The organism is Rahnella inusitata (genome assembly GCF_018288855.1).
Lineage (GTDB): Bacteria > Pseudomonadota > Gammaproteobacteria > Enterobacterales > Enterobacteriaceae > Rahnella > Rahnella inusitata.
Genome location: NZ_CP065024.1, coordinates 3,959,945 through 3,975,451, shown reverse-complemented (window position 1 = coordinate 3,975,451; position 15,507 = coordinate 3,959,945). Strand labels below are relative to the sequence as shown.

Below are 15,507 nucleotides of genomic sequence, written 5' to 3'. Positions count from 1 at the left end.
AAAGTGAGTAAAATTCAAAAGATGTGGCCCACGCTTAAACGCCTGTTGAGTTACGGCAAGCCATACAGAAAACCGCTTTCCATTGCGGTGCTGATGTTGTGGATTGCTGCAGCAGCAGAAGTGACCGGGCCAATTCTGATCAGCTTCTTTATCGATCACTATGTCGCCAAAGGCGAAATGCCCTGGGGCAAGGTCAGCCTGCTGGCACTGTGTTTTATTCTGCTGCAATTTCTGGCTGCGGGTTTGCACTATTTTCAGGCGCTGTTGTTTAACCGGGCAGCGGTCGGCGTGGTTCAGCGTTTGCGCACAGATGTGATGGACGCCGCCCTGCGCCAGCCGCTCAGTGCATTCGACACTCAGCCGGTCGGTCAGCTGATTTCCCGTGTCACCAACGATACGGAAGTGATCCGCGATCTTTACGTCACCGTCGTCTCGACCGTATTGCGCAGCATTGCCCTGATCGGGGCGATGTTGGTGGCGATGTTCAGTCTCGACTGGCGTCTGGCCTCGGTAGCTATCTGTATTTTCCCTGCAGTCTTCGTGGTGATGGGGCTCTACCAGATTTACAGCACGCCGATTGTGCGCAGGGTGCGCAGCTATCTGGCGGATATCAATGACGGTTTCAACGAAGTTATCAACGGGATGAACGTCATCCAGCAGTTCCGTCAGCAAAAGCGCTTCGGCGAACGTCTGACGCGCGCCAGCCAGTCGCATTATCTGGCGCGTATGCAAACGCTCCGGCTGGAAGGTTTCTTACTGCGCCCGCTGCTCAGCCTGTTCTCCTCTCTGATTTTATGCGGATTGCTGCTGCTGTTTGGATTCAGCGCGGAAGGTTCTGTCGGTGTCGGTGTTCTGTACGCTTTCATCAACTATCTGGGGCGTCTGAACGAACCGTTGATCGAACTGACATCACAACAGTCGATCCTTCAGCAGGCCGTCGTGGCTGGTGAACGTATTTTTGATCTCATGGACAGAACACAGCAGCAATACGGTTCGGATGACAAACGGCTGACCAGCGGTGAGATTGAAGTCAAAGACGTCAGTTTTGCCTATCTCCCGGAAAAATGGGTGTTGGAAAATATTTCACTGCACGTTCCGTCGCGTGGATTTGTGGCGCTGGTGGGGCATACCGGCAGTGGCAAGAGTACGCTGGCGAATTTGCTGATGGGATATTACCCGCTCAATAAAGGGGAAATCAGAGTCGATGGCCGTAACCTTGCTGATCTGTCTCATGCCAGCTTGCGCAAAGGGATTGCGATGGTTCAGCAGGATCCGGTTGTGCTGGCTGAATCTGTCTTCGCCAATGTGACCTTAGGGCGCGATATTGATGAAGCACAGGTCTGGCATGCACTCGATATTGTGCAACTCTCGCCGCTTATCCGCGAAATGCCTGAAGGGCTTAATACGCGTCTGGGTGAACAGGGGAATAATCTCTCCGTCGGGCAGAAGCAGTTACTGGCGATGGCGCGCGTTTTGGTGCAGGCACCGGAGATTCTGATCCTTGACGAGGCAACGGCCAATATCGATTCGGGAACAGAGCAGGCGATCCAGCGTGCTTTGCGGGCTATCCGTCAGCAAACCACGTTGGTGGTTATCGCCCATCGTCTTTCGACTATTGTCGATGCGGACAATATTTTGGTATTGCATCGTGGTCAGGCCGTAGAACAGGGTAATCACCTGCAGCTGTTAAACGAAAAAGGCCGTTATTATCAGATGTATCAGTTGCAGCTTGCCGGTCAGGTACTCGCCTCTACAGAGCAAGCCACTGCCGCTACCGAAAACGCGTAATCATCTTCCCAACGCAGGGCGTTACACTGCGTTGGGTCTCTTTCTGTCACTGCGTGTTTCGCAATATTTCTCTCTCCTTCCCCCTCTTTAATGCATGCCCAAGCGCCGATGGAACCTGTTGCACTAAAAAGCAGCGCGTAGCACTTAAATAGTGCGGGCTTTCTGATAATGCCCCGAACCACCGACTGTGCGCTGGGTCACGATTATTCTGAAAATGCCGTATTTCGCGGGTAAATCACCAATCTTTCAGAAATTTCAACTCTGGCACATCCTTTGCTTTATCCATTTCGTATCGGGCGCGGGTTCTCTCGCGGCAAGCCCTTAATTCGAGGAGTGGCAAAATGAAGCTGGTTACTGTGGTGATCAAACCTTTCAAGCTGGAAGACGTGCGTGAAGCGCTGTCTGCTGTTGGAATTCAGGGGCTGACCGTAACGGAAGTTAAAGGTTTCGGCCGTCAGAAAGGTCACGCTGAACTGTATCGCGGTGCAGAGTACAGCGTGAACTTCCTGCCAAAAGTAAAAATCGACATTGCTATCGCTGATGATCAGCTCGACGAAGTCATCGACGTGATCAGCAAAGCGGCTTACACCGGCAAGATTGGTGATGGCAAAATTTTCGTTGCTGAATTGCAACGCGTTATCCGTATTCGTACCGGTGAAACCGACGAAGCAGCACTGTAATTTCAGGCTCATCTCTTCGCATGAAGAGTTGAGATAAAAAAGCTTAGAAAACGGTTTTGAGAAACAGGGGTGGGTTAATAATGAAAAAACTTTTATCCATGATGGGGCTTGGCGCGGTTGCATTGTTGCCTTCGCTTGCCATGGCCGCCGCACCAGCAGCCGCTAACGGTGCTGATAACGCGTTTATGATGATTTGTACTGCACTGGTGCTGTTTATGACCGTGCCTGGCGTGGCGCTGTTTTACGGCGGCTTGCTGCGTTCTAAAAACGTGTTGTCTATGCTGACTCAGGTCATCGTGACGTTTGCTCTGGTTTGCGTACTGTGGATCCTCTACGGTTACAGCCTGGCCTTCAGCGAAGGTAACGCGTTCTTCGGCGGTTTCGGTAACGTGATGATGAAGGGTATCGGCCTGGATTCCGTCACCGGTACCTTCTCGCAGATGATTCACGTGGCGTTCCAGTGTTCATTCGCCTGTATCACCGTGGCGCTGATCGTTGGCGGTATCGCTGAACGTGTACGTTTCTCTGCGGTACTTATCTTCACCGTTATCTGGCTGACCTTCTCCTACATTCCAATGGCACACATGGTTTGGGCCGGCGGTTTCCTGGCGGCAGACGGTGCGCTGGACTTCGCCGGTGGTACGGTTGTCCATATCAACGCCGCTATCGCGGGTCTGGTCGGTGCTTACCTGTTGGGTAAACGTGCGGGCTTCGGCAAAGAAGCGTTCAAACCCCACAACCTGCCAATGGTCTTCACTGGCGCTGCAATCCTGTATGTCGGCTGGTTCGGTTTCAACGCCGGTTCAGCAAGTGCTGCCAGCCCGATTGCGGCTCTGGCCTTCCTGAATACGGTAATTGCTACCGCTGGCGCAATCTTGTCATGGACATTGGTTGAGTGGCTGGTTCGCGGTAAACCTTCTCTGCTGGGCGCAAGCTCCGGCGCTATCGCGGGTCTGGTTGCTATCACTCCAGCCTGTGGTACGGTCGGCGTCGGTGGTGCACTGATTATCGGTCTGGTCGGTGGTGTCACCGGTCTGTGGGGCGTCGTTACCCTGAAAAAATGGCTGCGTGTCGATGACACCTGTGACGTGTTCGGTGTTCACGGTGTGTGCGGTATCGTAGGTTGCTTGCTGACCGGCGTATTCACCTCCAGTTCACTGGGTGGCGTAGGTTATGCAGAAGGTGTGACCATGGGCCATCAGGTCTGGGTACAGTTCTTCAGCGTCTGCGTCACGCTGGTGTGGTCTGGTGTTGTGGCCTTCATCGGTTACAAAGTGGCAGATATGTTGGTCGGTCTGCGTGTCCCTGAAGAGCAGGAACGCGAAGGTTTGGACGTCAACAGCCACGGCGAAAATGCGTACAATCAGTAATTAAACGTTCAGAGAAAGCAGTGCGCTAATTCTCTTCACGAGCAGTACTAAAACTAAAAAATAATGATGAATAGCAAAAGGGGCGATATCACTATCGCCCCTTTTTCATTTTTGTTTTTCAGCCGGAGATACTTATCCGCAGAGACTTATTCTGCAGCACGCTTGCGGATCACACCTTCCTGCACCGTGGACGCCACCAGCACGCCGTCGCGGGTGTAGAACTGACCGCGAACAAAACCACGTGCGCCAGAGGCCGAGGTACTCTCAACGGCGTACAGCAACCAGTCATCCATGCGGAACGGGCGGTGGAACCACATCGAGTGATCGATAGTTGCGACCTGCATGCCCGGTTCCAGAAAACCGATGCCATGCGGCTGAAGCGCTGTCGGCAGGAAATTGAAGTCAGACGCATAACCCAGCAGATACTGATGGATGCGCAGATCGTCCGGCATTTCACCATTAGCGCGGAACCACACCGCACGGTGCGGCTCTTCGACGCTGCCTTTCAGCGGGTTATGAAATTTCACCGGGCGCATCTCAATGGGGCGATGACCCAGGAATTTATCGCGGATTTTTTCCGGGATCAGATGCGCCAGATTTTGGGCGATATCTGATTCAGAGATCAGCGACTCCGGCGGCGGCACGTCTGGCATGGTGTTCTGATGTTCAAAGCCCTCTTCATGACTCTGGAAAGAGGCGGTCATGTAGAAAATCGGTTTGCCGTTTTGCACCGCTTTTACACGACGGGCGCTGAAGCTGTTGCCGTCACGCAGGATTTCAACGTCATAGATGATGGGCTTACTGCTGTCACCCGGACGCAAAAAGTAGCTGTGAAAAGAGTGGATCCCGCGATCAACCGGAACAGTCTGTTTGGCAGCGTATAACGCCTGACCGACAACCTGCCCACCAAAGACCTGGCGCAAGCCCAAATCCTCACTCTGACCACGAAACAGTCCTTCTTCAATTTTTTCCAGATCGAGCAGATCCAGCAGATTTTTTAATGCCTGACTCATAGTGGCCTCACGAAAGTTACCGGTTGATTCATGCTGAAAGCAGCGCTTAAGTACCGCTGCTGAACAGGTCTAACCTGTTAATGATAGTGGATCTTATGAGCACTCAGAAGACCTGTTTCGCCATCGGGAGGAAAAAACCAGATTATTGTGCCATGATTAATGGGTAAGCTGGTTAAAGAAACCATTTTCATGTCGGCGTTTATTACAGCTTGTCGACAAGCGAATAATAAAAAGGGAGTACGATCTATGAAACTTTGGCAGATAGTAGGTGGAACCGCGCTGTCTCTGACTCTTGCCGGATGTGCACAGCATCACGAGGCACCCGCTCAGCAGGCTCCGGTGAATTCGGCAGCCAGTCCGGTCAGCCAGCCTGCAATAACTGGCCCGAATGTATCGGGTAGCGTGTTCATCAATCAGCGTGTCGCTCTACCGCCTGATGCGGTGCTGACCGTGACATTATCAGATGCCTCTCTGGCCGATGCGCCATCCAAAGTGATATCGCAGAAAGTGGCGAGAACGCAGGGCAAACAGTCACCATTTACGTTTATCCTGCCGTATAACCCACAGGACATTCCACCGAATGCCCGCGTCTTGCTAAGCGCAGCGGTGACCATCAATGGTCAGATGACGTTCGTGACGGATAGCATCAAAGAAGTGATTAACAATGGTCAGGGTACCCGTGCGGATCTGCAGCTGGTGCCGGTTGTCGCCGTTCCGGTTGCCACCAAGCCAAGCACGTTGGGGCCGTTGAGTAATCCGTCTGAGCCGACGGGATTAGGTACAGCGCCTGCTCCGGTGAGCGCAGTACCGACGCAGTCAACGTACTAAGTACGAAGGCTGTAAGACTAAGGCACCGCTTCGGCGGTGCTTTTTTATTTACACGTTAGATGGACTACCACTTCCAGCCGTATTTCTCTAAATCGACTTTGCCTTTCTTAAAGATGATCCCTTCGGCGAGCAGCGCCTGACGCTGGCGTTTAAAATCTTCGCCCTGTAATGAAATCTCACCGTGACGGTTAATGACGCGATGCCAGGGAAGGGTGCTGCCTTCGGGCAATTTCTTGAGGACACCGCCCACCTGCCTTGCCGCCCGCGGCGAGCCTGCCAGCTGCGCGACATTACCGTAGGTAGTGACCTGTCCGGCGGGAATGGCAGCTATAATTTGAAATACGCGCTGGCGAAAGTTATCGGGTTCCGGCATCACATCCTCCTCAGTGTTTGCTGGACAGTATGACGTAATTTCACATTTCAGGCAGGCGGGTTTAAGCGGTATTGTTTAAGAAAACAACGGTTGTCGGCGGTTAACTTGCTTTTGAGTCGGGCATCACTGATAATGCCCACCGCTTCAGTTCTTACACAGAGAAATGAAGCCAACAACGACAATGGGGGCTCTGTTGGTTCTCCCGCAACACTAACTTGTTAACTCGGTCAGGTCCGGAAGGAAGCAGCCATAGCAGGTGTCGTGTGTGCCGGGATGTAGCTGGCAGGGCCTCCACCAATTCAGGCCCTCCAACGTTCATTCTTCTTCCCAATTTCCTCAAATCACAACGCTAAAATACGTCCTTCAAACCTTCTATCACTTTCAGTGATGCACCAACGTTGCGAAGTAATACACCAGCGGAATCGCCAAAATATACAGCCCCAGCGGAACCTCGCGCGCTTTCCCCGCCACCGCCTTAATGATGATGTAAAACAGCAGCCCGCCAGCGATACCGGTACCAAAGCTGTTAGAAATCAGCGTAATCATCACCATCATCAGCACCGGTAATGCATCGGTGAAATTCGCCAAATCCACTTTACGTAAATTACTGAACATGTTCAGACCGATCAGAATCAGTGCTGGCGCGGTGGCTTCTTTTGGGATCATCAGCGCAATCGGGGTGAACAACAGCATCAGTAAGAACATGACGGCAGCCGACAGCGCAGTCAGACCGGTTTTACCGCCTGCTTCTGCTGCCGCTGAGGATTCGATTAACGCCGTTGCTGCCGGAATGCCGACAATCGGCCCGAGCGCCGCAGCAATTGAATCCACCATGAATGGCCTGTTGATGTGCTGCATATTGCCGTGTTCATCGAGTAAGCCCGCTTCACCGCCGACCGCCAGCGTAGTGCCCATGGTAGAGAAAAACTCAGAGGCGAAGAAGATAAACAGAAACGGCAGGAAAGCGATATTGATAGCACCGGTCAGATCAACCTTACCCAGCAGCGGAGCGACAGAGTGAGGGAGTGAAATCCATTGCGCAGGTAAATGCGTCACGCCAAACGGTATCCCCGCGACCGTCGCCAGTAAAATCGCCCACAAAATGGCACCCGGAACTTTGCGTGCCTGCAAACCTACGGCGACCAGCAAACCCAGCAGCGCGATAAGCGCGCCCGGTGCGGTGAAATCCCCCAGCGCCAGTGCATGCGTTTTGGCATTAGCCATCACCAGGCCGGCGTTGCGAAAACCGAGCAGGGCAACGAAAATCCCGATCGACGCTGTCAGCCCCAGCTTAATAGATTGCGGAACCGAACGGGTGACCACCTCACGCAGACCGAACACAGTCATCACAAAAAATAAGATCCCTGACCAGCAGGCGATACCCAGCGCAATTGGCCAGGTGATGCCGTCTCCGGCCAGCGTGATCCCGACCAGCACCGACCCGCCAATGCCGGGGCCGACCATAAACGGCAGGTTGGCGTAGAACGCCATTAGCAGGGAACCGAGCACAAAGACCAGAATCACGCCGGTAGTGGCCGCACCTTTGTCCATCCCGCCCACCGCCAGCAGTCCGGGGATCACCACCAGTAAATAGGCGGCAGCCAGAAAGCCCGTGATACCGGCCAGACACTCGGTTTTTACTTTTGTGTGGCGCTGACGAAGCTGGAAGCGGCGTTGAAGCCAGCTTTCGTCTGAGGATGCGGCTACACTTTTTACAGAACTGTCGGTCATAACATTCCCCTGAGAAGGATATTTAACGGTTGTGAGCTGTTATTTTTGTGTGTTTCTTTTTAATAAATATCAGGCCTCGTCGGGCCAGATTTCCAGAACAGGGTTGATAATCTCGCGTAACCCCCCGTCCGTCAGCCCCAGATCTGTCAGATGCGGGCCGTTATTACAGGCCAGACAGGTACCCTCAATGGCTTTGAATACCCGATACGGCGGTTCCCAGTCAGCAATCTGTGCGCTGAGTTCACGCAGGTTTTTAAACTGAGCAGCAAGGATGTTGGCAGGCAAATCTGAGAGCATTCCGGCTATCGGCATATCTACTTTTGCCAGCAGGTTTCCATTCTGAGCCAGCGCCATACCGCCGCCGCTGTCGATCAGCTGATTAGCAGCGAGCACCATATCAGCAGGATCACGCCCCAATACCACCAGATTATGAGAGTCATGGGAGTAGGAGGTCGCAATCGCGCCGCGTAATTCTCCCCAGCCCTCCAGCAAAGCCATTTTCGGTGTGGCGTCATGTCGTCCATGCCGGTGCTGTACCCAAATCAGACTGAACCCTTCGGGAATTTGTACCGCACCATCGTGGACGGCGACCGTGACTTCACTCCACTGCGTAAAGCGGGCACCTTTGATGTTACGTAAGCGCGCCTTACCGTTTATCAGACCTGGGATCTTCAACCGGAAATCTTCCCCGGTCAGTTTTTCAAGGCGCATTGTGTTGCGCGGCGCAATCACATCAGTGGCCGCAGCGGGGCTGAACAGCAGTTTGCCGTGTTCTGCGACACAGTCTCCGGCGACAAACACTTTGGCGGGGTTCAGCGTTTCTAAGGAGTCGAAAGCAATGATGTCAGCGGTACGTCCGGCGGCAATCAACCCGAGATCAGAGCGACGCAGACGAATTGCAGCGTTGAGCGTCGCCATCCTCAGGACGTCTTCTGCCCGCAGACCGTGAGATATCAGCAGTTTGACAAGCGCAATCAGGCCGCCTTTTTCCAGCAGATGGTCAGGCGGCACATCGTCAGTACACAGTGTAATCTGCGAGGAAAGATGGGGTAAGTTCAGCAGGGCAGCGGCGATATCCGGCAAAAGATAAGGATGTGAACCGCGAATCTGCAACGTCAGCCCGGCACGCAGTTTTTCCAGCGCGTCTTCCGCAGAGGTCAGTTCGTGATCTGACGTCACGCCCGCCGCCAGATAGGCCTGTAACTGCTCGTCCTTGAGGCCGCGTGCATGGCCTTCTATCAGCTTACCGCTGCGCAAACCGGCGTCGAGGATCTCCATCATCCGTTCGCTGCCGTTCAGTACACCGTACATATCCATGACTTCTGCGACGCCTGCGACTTCCGGCCAGCTCAGCATGGTTTGCATTTCCTGACCTTTAAAATCGGCTCCGGACATTTCCAGCCCTGGCGTGGAAGGTACGCTGGACGGTGCCGCGCAAATGACGCGCAAGGGCAGGTCACGGCTGGCTTTCACCGCGTACTCTACGCCTGCCACGCCCAGCACATTTGCCAGTTCATGAGGATCCCAAAACACCGTCGTCGTGCCCTGAGCCACCACAATTTCCGCATATTTTTCCGGTGGCAGGTGCGAGCTTTCGATATGAACGTGGGTATCGATAAGGCCGGGAGACAGAAAATATCCTGATAAATCATCAATATTAACGGCCTGGGTGAATTTTCCGCGCGGATGTACGCTGGCAATCATACTGCCCACCAGACCCACGTCTGCATCACGTATTTCGCCCGTCACCATGTCAATGACCCTTGCGTTGATCAACAGGCGGTCAAAGGGGATTTTCCCCAGCGCAGCATTAATTGCCTGCTGGCGAATGGGCAGGGAGGCCAGGTTATCGGTCATAGCTGTTTCCGGATTTGCAGAATGATGAGGCTTAATGTAGGGAGAGGCGGCGGATTTGCACAGATGATTTATTTTATCTGATTATAAGATGCGGTTATGCTGAGCAAACGTTTTCTATTTTATCGGAATAACTGCACATCATGTCTGAACCCTGGCGTCGCTTGCCTGCACTGTCTCTTAAGCAAATTCAATATTTTGTCACACTGGCTCAGCTGCGTAGTTTTACTGAAACGGCAAACCGACTGGCAATCAGTCAGCCGGCATTAAGCAGCGCATTGCGACAAATTGAGTCAGTCTTAGGCGGGAAGTTGTTACACCGTACGGCGCAAAATGTGAGACTCACTGAACAGGGCGAGGCGGTGCTGCCGTATGCAGAACGCTTATTAAATACAGCTCACAGTGTGTTCGATGATATGAAGCAAATAATGCAACAGGGCGGAGATGGAACATTACGTATCGGATTAGTGCCTTCGGTCAGCACGTTATTATTTCCAGCCGTTCCGCAATTACTGTCGGAATATTTCCCTGATATGCGTGTGGAATTTCACGACCTCACCAATGATGCGTTATTACTGGAACTGGAGAACGGATCGGTTGATTTTGGTATCGGAGCAACTGACAGCACGGTACCGGAATCAATAGCCGTGTACCCGCTGCTTGAAGACCCGTTCGTGGTAGTGATCAGACGTGATGATGCGCTGGCTGAAGGGCGTAATATCCCGTGGCGGCAGTTGGCGAAAAGGGATATTGCATTGTTTTCAAAAGGAAACGTCAGCAGGCTGGTGACGTCGATGAATGAGACTCATCGTCTGAATTTGCAGGTAAATTATCGGGTGGATTTTCAGGAGACGTTGTATGGGCTGGTGCGGTCGCGTTTAGCCCTGGCAATTCTGCCGGAATTATATACTGCAACACTTAACGATAATGAATTAACAATAATTCATCTGCAGCAGCCGACATTAAGCCGTACGGTTGCGATGATGCGTAAACCGGTTCCATTACGTTCTGAAAAAACGGAACAATGTTTTCAATTTCTCTTAAAGGCGTTTCATCAACGAGTTAAAGAAAAGAAAGACGGGATGCGTTAAGGCAATTGTTAAACAAAGCTAACGTTGTTTTGTTGAAATAATAAACATTGAGCCGAGCGATGATTCGGCTCAATGTAAACAGTCAACGTACAAATTTCCACACGGCAACGGGGATTTTATCGTACAGCTTATTCATCGTCAGTTCTGCCAGACGGTGGTCAGCTGCCGAGTAAAACAATTCGAGTTCGTCGTCTGAAAGTTCATACTTATTTTTTTCAATAACACGTTCAAGTGTATCAATAGTGGTGCATTTTCTTAAACGCATCAAATAGTCGATTTTGTTCATCGTGGCCTTTTCATTTTTTTCTGATGACAGCATATAAATTATTACTCAAGTCTTCATTAGGGTACAGATGTAGTCCCCTGAGAACATTCTGAATAATCGCTTTTTGGTCTTCTGCCATTGGCGTAAATCAGAATCATTTATTCCATAATTACTGAACAGGGTGTAGGTATCATCCAGATACTCTTCAACCAGATCACTTAAATGGTTATCGTCGGGGTACTTAATTTTAAAACTCATCACAAAGGATGCAATGTGTTCAATCAGTTCGTTGAGTTGCAGGTTAACAGCTGATGTAGGGTCGTTAACCCAACCATGATGACTGTCACCCAGTGTTGCAATCCCCTCATCATACAACATTTCATTCAGGAATCGTAACTGAGCGATATCGTGCCGCTTAGGCGAGTACTCATCCATATCATCCCCTCCGTAATGGTTTATTCGGTGTTGATAACACTCTGTGAGTAAACAACAAAACTTAATGGCTTACAGGAAACAGCTCTCACTACAAATGCTGGAAACATCACAAACTCAGTTAAATATCAGTAACAATCACAATAAACCGGTATCTGAAGGAGGTTCTACCAAGGATTATTCTACAGTTAACAGTTTAAATATAATTCATTTTTAGAATGCTGTGCAAACGTATTACTCAAACTTACAATTCGTCTGCAGTAGTTCCTCTGGAGGTGTCAATAATATCAAACTCAAGCCCTTCTGGCTTGACCATGAATGTGACATTTTGCGTCGTAAACTCGTCTGCATTAATGTCCAGACAGCCATTGAAAATCGTCCACTTGTAACGATAACTCATTGAATATTGGTTTTTGTCCGTTTGAGTTATAGACACGATTTGCAAAGAATTCGGCTCATAACGGGCATTTTCAGAAAAATAAGATAAATCGCCAATTAAAGGCTCTTCAATTTCAGATAAAGAACATTGGATTATCTCTTGCAGCTCTTTAACAGCGGGATTTTTCCCATAAATATCGCTGGAGATCATTTTCAGCACGGGTAATTTCCTCTTAAGTTCTGTTCTTACATTATTACATACTTTCTGGATTCTGTGTTTTTAGCACGAAAAAAAATTCTCATCATCTCTGCGTTTAGTACGTTGAATTGGCTGGCATTTATGATACGTACATCAATTTTTACCCTTTTCTGACAGTTTGGGTGCTGTCCGACGTCGTTAAGAAACTGAAACAGTTCATGTATTGATAAAAAAGATCTCATGTGATGTTATATTGTAACGATTTGGAGGGGCTATGACCAAAACACTTTTTACGATTTCTTCGCCAGTACGCTGCATCGTGGTACTGGCCGTACTCGTTGTTCTTTGGGCGGCGATTTACTGGGCGATTTCACTACCATGATTTTTGTCAACAATCTTGAAGTCGGCTATGACCGTCGCGCTGTGGCTATGCCGCTGTGTGGCCGCTTTTTGTCAGGTTCTTTAACGGCGATTATTGGGGCTAACGGCGCCGGGAAATCGACGTTTCTGAAAACACTGGCGGGTCTGCAATCTGCTGTCGCCGGTGATATCACATTCAATCAGGGCAAGCGTCCGCGTCTGGCATATCTACCCCAGCAGGCTGAGCTGGATCGTAGTTTCCCCATCAGCGTGTTCGATATCGTGGCGATGGGATGCTGGCCGCAAAGTGGCTTGTTTGGCGGGATTAACCGCCAGTCAGCGATGAATGTGGAGCAGGCGCTGGAGACAGTGGGGATGACTGAGATGGCGAGTTTTCCCGTAGGCTCGCTTTCCGGCGGGCAGTTACAGCGCACGTTATTCGCACGTTTGCTGGTGCAGCAGGCTCCGCTCATCATGCTCGATGAGCCGTTTACCGGCATCGACAGTCAGACGACCGAATTACTCCTTAAGGTCATCGCGCAGTGGCATCGGGAAGGCAAGACCGTCATTGCGGTGTTGCACGATATTTCGATGGTCTCCCGGCATTTCCCCGATGTGCTTTATCTCAGTGGTCAACAAAATCTGTGGGGAAGTGCGCACGATGTTCTGAGCCATTTTCCTCATCCCGCGCATGCCTGCGTTTCGTCTGTACCCTTTTCTCTGGTGGCGGGAGTGGCCAACTCATGATGCTTTTCCATTTGCTGGCCGACCCCTTTATTGAATTTGGTTTTATGCGCCGCGCGCTGATCGCCTGCATTGCATTATCGATAAGCGCGACACCTTTAGGCGTCTTTCTCCTGTTAAGGCGGATGAGTCTGGTAGGTGATGCGCTATCCCACGCCGTTTTGCCGGGGGCGGCAATAGGCTATCTGATTTCAGGTATGTCACTGGTGGCGATGGGGATTGGCGGGTTTATCGCCGGGCTGGCGGTGGCGATGCTGTCAGGGCTGGTGAGTCGCAAAACGCAATTGAAAGAAGACGCCAGCTTCGCCGGTTTCTACCTCGGCTCTCTCGCGCTGGGCGTGACGCTGGTTTCGCTGCGAGGTTCAAGCGTCGATCTCCTGCATGTTTTATTTGGTTCCATTCTCGCTATCGATTCTTCTGCGATGATCATGGTCGGGATCATCAGCAGTGTGTCGTTGCTGGTGCTGGCCTGCATCTATCGCGCGCTGGTGATTGAGTCTTTTGACTCGCTTTTTCTGCGCGTAAGTGCAGGTAAATGGCTGGCGGCGATCCACGGTATTTTCCTGGCGCTGGTGGTGATTAATCTGGTGGCCGGTTTCCAGATCCTTGGCACGCTGATGTCTGTCGGACTGATGATGTTGCCCGCGGCCAGCGCGCGTTTCTGGGCGCGTGATTTACCGCACACACTATTGAGCGCGATGATTATCGGGGTGATTTCCAGCGTCATCGGGCTGATTTGGTCATATTACGCATCATTGCCAGCAGGCCCGGCGATTGTGCTCAGCGCGACGGTTATTTTCTTTATTTCAGTTTTATTTGGAAAGCGTGGCGGGATGTTAACGGCCTCGCGTTGTTAAGCAGTAACACAATGAAAAGTAGCACCAAAAATTAAGGGGACATGATGAAAGTATTACCTGTATCACTCGCAGTAGCTGCCCTGCTGTCGAGCCCGTTGGCAATGGCGAAAACCGTAGATGCGGTAGCCAGTTTTTCTATTCTCGGTGATATCGTTCATGAAGTGGGGGGCGAGCACGTCAAGGTGACGACGTTGGTGGGCCCGGACGGCGACCCGCACAGTTTCGAACCTTCACCAAAGGATAGCAAAGCGATTAACGCCTCTGATGTCGTATTCGTCAGCGGTTTAGGGCTGGAAGGGTGGATCGATCGTCTGGTCACTGCGTCCGGTTATAAAGGTCATCTGGTCACCGCATCGGAAGGCGTTAACTCACGTAAAATGGAAGAAGACGGCAAGCAAATTACCGATCCGCATGCGTGGAACAGCATGGCTAACGGTGTGATTTACGCCACCAATGTGATGAATGCGTTGATCAAAGCGGATCCGGAAGATGCTGATTATTTCCGTCAGCGCGGCAAGGCTTACATTGAGCAGCTGCAAAAATTGGATGCGTGGGCGAAAACCGAGTTCACTGGCATTCCCCAGTCGAAACGTAAAGTGTTGACCAGTCATGATGCGTTTGGCTATTTCGGACAGGAATATCATGTGAGCTTTATGGCGCCGGTCGGCTTCTCTACCGAAGCTGAAGCCAGCGCGAGCGGTGTGGCATCACTGATTAAGCAGATTAAAGAACAGCAGGTAAAAACGTACTTCATTGAAAATCAGACCGATCCCCGTCTGGTGAAACAGATTGCCGCCGCCAGCGGTGCGCAGCCTGGTGGAGAGTTGTATCCGGAAGCGTTATCTGGCCCGCAGGGCCCGGCAACGACGTACATCAAAGCGTTTAAGCATAACGTTGAGACGATTGTCGCCAGCATGAAATAAGATCCCCCTCCTCACGGTGCTGCTGTGGGGAGGTTTACATCATGTCTTAGCATAAGAAAAAGCCCCGTCGGGCAAGCGACGGGGCTTTTGTTTTTTTTGCCACAGTGAGGCGATGAAGAAAAATTGCTTAACGTTTTTTCTTCTTACCCTGAACGGCTTTAAAGCGCGGATTACTTTTGCAAATCACATAAATTCTGCCTTTACGGCGGACAACGCGGCAATCCGGGTGGCGTTTTTTCGCCGAACGTAATGAACTCAGAACCTGCATACTACATCTCCCTGATGCTGTTTATTTCTTACCGAGGAAGCTGCCGAAACGCTGGTTGAAGCGCGCGGTGCTGCCTTCTTTTGAGTACTCTTTCTGCTTGCCGGTGTAATAGGGATGTGAGGCGGAAGACACTTCAATGGTGATGTAAGGGAAGGTCACGCCTTCCAGTTCAATGGTGCGGTCAGTGGAAATAGTGGAACCGACTTTAAAGTATTCGTTAGCGCTGGTGTCGTGAAATACGACGGTGCGATAAGCGGGATGGATAGCAGGTTTCATAATGCCTCTAAATGTTATGTTATACTATAACAATAATTATGCACCTATCTTACTTCATGTTCAAGGTTCAGACGAAA

General features: G+C 51.2%; 17 protein-coding genes and 1 other RNA gene. 9 read left to right on the top strand and 9 right to left on the bottom strand.

What is annotated here, in order from left to right; all coding sequences use genetic code 11:
• The first annotated feature begins 3 nt into the window (after positions 1-3).
• From I2123_RS18660 to amtB, 3 genes are all read left to right on the top strand, one after another.
• Positions 4-1,788, top strand: a complete 1,785-nt coding sequence (locus I2123_RS18660; protein WP_213052566.1) for a SmdB family multidrug efflux ABC transporter permease/ATP-binding protein — start codon at positions 4-6, stop codon at positions 1,786-1,788.
• A 341-nt stretch (positions 1,789-2,129) separates the two neighbouring features.
• Positions 2,130-2,468, top strand: coding sequence for a P-II family nitrogen regulator (gene glnK / locus I2123_RS18655; RefSeq protein WP_009639071.1), 339 nt, complete (start codon positions 2,130-2,132; stop codon positions 2,466-2,468).
• An 80-nt stretch (positions 2,469-2,548) separates the two neighbouring features.
• Positions 2,549-3,838 (top strand): ammonium transporter AmtB, encoded by a 1,290-nt coding sequence (amtB, locus tag I2123_RS18650; protein ID WP_120078237.1) that lies wholly within the window; start codon positions 2,549-2,551, stop codon positions 3,836-3,838.
• Between the two features lie 146 nt (positions 3,839-3,984).
• On the opposite strand, the gene tesB is transcribed toward amtB, so the two are convergent.
• Positions 3,985-4,851 carry an acyl-CoA thioesterase II gene (gene tesB, locus I2123_RS18645; RefSeq protein ID WP_213051235.1) on the bottom strand — a complete coding sequence of 289 codons (867 nt, stop codon included), beginning with the start codon at positions 4,849-4,851 and terminating at the stop codon, positions 3,985-3,987.
• A 246-nt stretch (positions 4,852-5,097) separates the two neighbouring features.
• Here tesB and I2123_RS18640 point away from each other — a divergent pair, with 246 nt between their 5' ends.
• Positions 5,098-5,679, top strand: a complete 582-nt coding sequence (locus I2123_RS18640) for a YbaY family lipoprotein (protein WP_213051234.1) — start codon at positions 5,098-5,100, stop codon at positions 5,677-5,679.
• Positions 5,680-5,743: 64 nt separating this feature from the next.
• On the opposite strand, the gene I2123_RS18635 is transcribed toward I2123_RS18640, so the two are convergent.
• A complete protein-coding gene (locus tag I2123_RS18635; RefSeq protein ID WP_112168681.1) occupies positions 5,744-6,052 on the bottom strand; it encodes an MGMT family protein in 309 nt (102 codons plus the stop codon).
• A gap of 191 nt (positions 6,053-6,243) precedes the next feature.
• On the opposite strand from I2123_RS18635, the gene ffs reads away from it, so the two are divergent.
• Positions 6,244-6,340: signal recognition particle sRNA small type (gene ffs, locus I2123_RS18630), an RNA gene on the top strand.
• Between the two features lie 93 nt (positions 6,341-6,433).
• Here the strand turns inward: ffs and I2123_RS18625 are convergent.
• A complete protein-coding gene (locus I2123_RS18625; protein ID WP_112168680.1) occupies positions 6,434-7,783 on the bottom strand; it encodes an NCS2 family permease in 1,350 nt (449 codons plus the stop codon).
• Positions 7,784-7,852: 69 nt separating this feature from the next.
• Positions 7,853-9,640, bottom strand: a complete 1,788-nt coding sequence (locus I2123_RS18620; protein WP_213051233.1) for an adenine deaminase — start codon at positions 9,638-9,640, stop codon at positions 7,853-7,855.
• 140 nt (positions 9,641-9,780) lie between these two features.
• On the opposite strand from I2123_RS18620, the gene I2123_RS18615 reads away from it, so the two are divergent.
• The gene (locus I2123_RS18615) at positions 9,781-10,728 is read left to right on the top strand and encodes a LysR family transcriptional regulator (protein ID WP_213051232.1); all 948 of its coding nucleotides are present in this window, start codon (positions 9,781-9,783) and stop codon (positions 10,726-10,728) included.
• An 82-nt stretch (positions 10,729-10,810) separates the two neighbouring features.
• On the opposite strand, the gene I2123_RS18610 is transcribed toward I2123_RS18615, so the two are convergent.
• From I2123_RS18610 to I2123_RS18600, 3 genes are all read right to left on the bottom strand, one after another.
• Positions 10,811-11,014, bottom strand: coding sequence for an HHA domain-containing protein (locus I2123_RS18610; RefSeq protein ID WP_056771138.1), 204 nt, complete (start codon positions 11,012-11,014; stop codon positions 10,811-10,813).
• 45 nt (positions 11,015-11,059) lie between these two features.
• On the bottom strand, positions 11,060-11,428 hold the full coding sequence (gene tomB, locus I2123_RS18605; protein WP_056771141.1) for an Hha toxicity modulator TomB: 369 nt from the start codon (positions 11,426-11,428) through the stop codon (positions 11,060-11,062).
• 241 nt (positions 11,429-11,669) lie between these two features.
• The gene (locus I2123_RS18600) at positions 11,670-12,023 is read right to left on the bottom strand and encodes a hypothetical protein (protein ID WP_414059646.1); all 354 of its coding nucleotides are present in this window, start codon (positions 12,021-12,023) and stop codon (positions 11,670-11,672) included.
• A gap of 357 nt (positions 12,024-12,380) precedes the next feature.
• On the opposite strand from I2123_RS18600, the gene I2123_RS18595 reads away from it, so the two are divergent.
• Genes I2123_RS18595 through I2123_RS18585 form a run of 3 tightly spaced genes read left to right on the top strand, consistent with a single transcriptional unit; the run spans position 12,381 to position 14,886 of the window.
• On the top strand, positions 12,381-13,109 hold the full coding sequence (locus tag I2123_RS18595) for a metal ABC transporter ATP-binding protein (RefSeq protein WP_213051231.1): 729 nt from the start codon (positions 12,381-12,383) through the stop codon (positions 13,107-13,109).
• The gene (locus I2123_RS18590; protein ID WP_112168676.1) at positions 13,106-13,963 is read left to right on the top strand and encodes a metal ABC transporter permease; all 858 of its coding nucleotides are present in this window, start codon (positions 13,106-13,108) and stop codon (positions 13,961-13,963) included. The genes I2123_RS18595 and I2123_RS18590 overlap by 4 nt, the downstream gene beginning before the upstream one ends.
• A gap of 44 nt (positions 13,964-14,007) precedes the next feature.
• A complete protein-coding gene (locus tag I2123_RS18585; RefSeq protein WP_112168675.1) occupies positions 14,008-14,886 on the top strand; it encodes a metal ABC transporter substrate-binding protein in 879 nt (292 codons plus the stop codon).
• Between the two features lie 127 nt (positions 14,887-15,013).
• On the opposite strand, the gene ykgO is transcribed toward I2123_RS18585, so the two are convergent.
• A complete protein-coding gene (gene ykgO / locus I2123_RS18580) occupies positions 15,014-15,154 on the bottom strand; it encodes a type B 50S ribosomal protein L36 (protein WP_015698299.1) in 141 nt (46 codons plus the stop codon).
• A gap of 21 nt (positions 15,155-15,175) precedes the next feature.
• A complete protein-coding gene (locus I2123_RS18575) occupies positions 15,176-15,430 on the bottom strand; it encodes a type B 50S ribosomal protein L31 (protein WP_112168674.1) in 255 nt (84 codons plus the stop codon).
• Between the last annotated feature and the right edge of the window lie 77 nt (positions 15,431-15,507).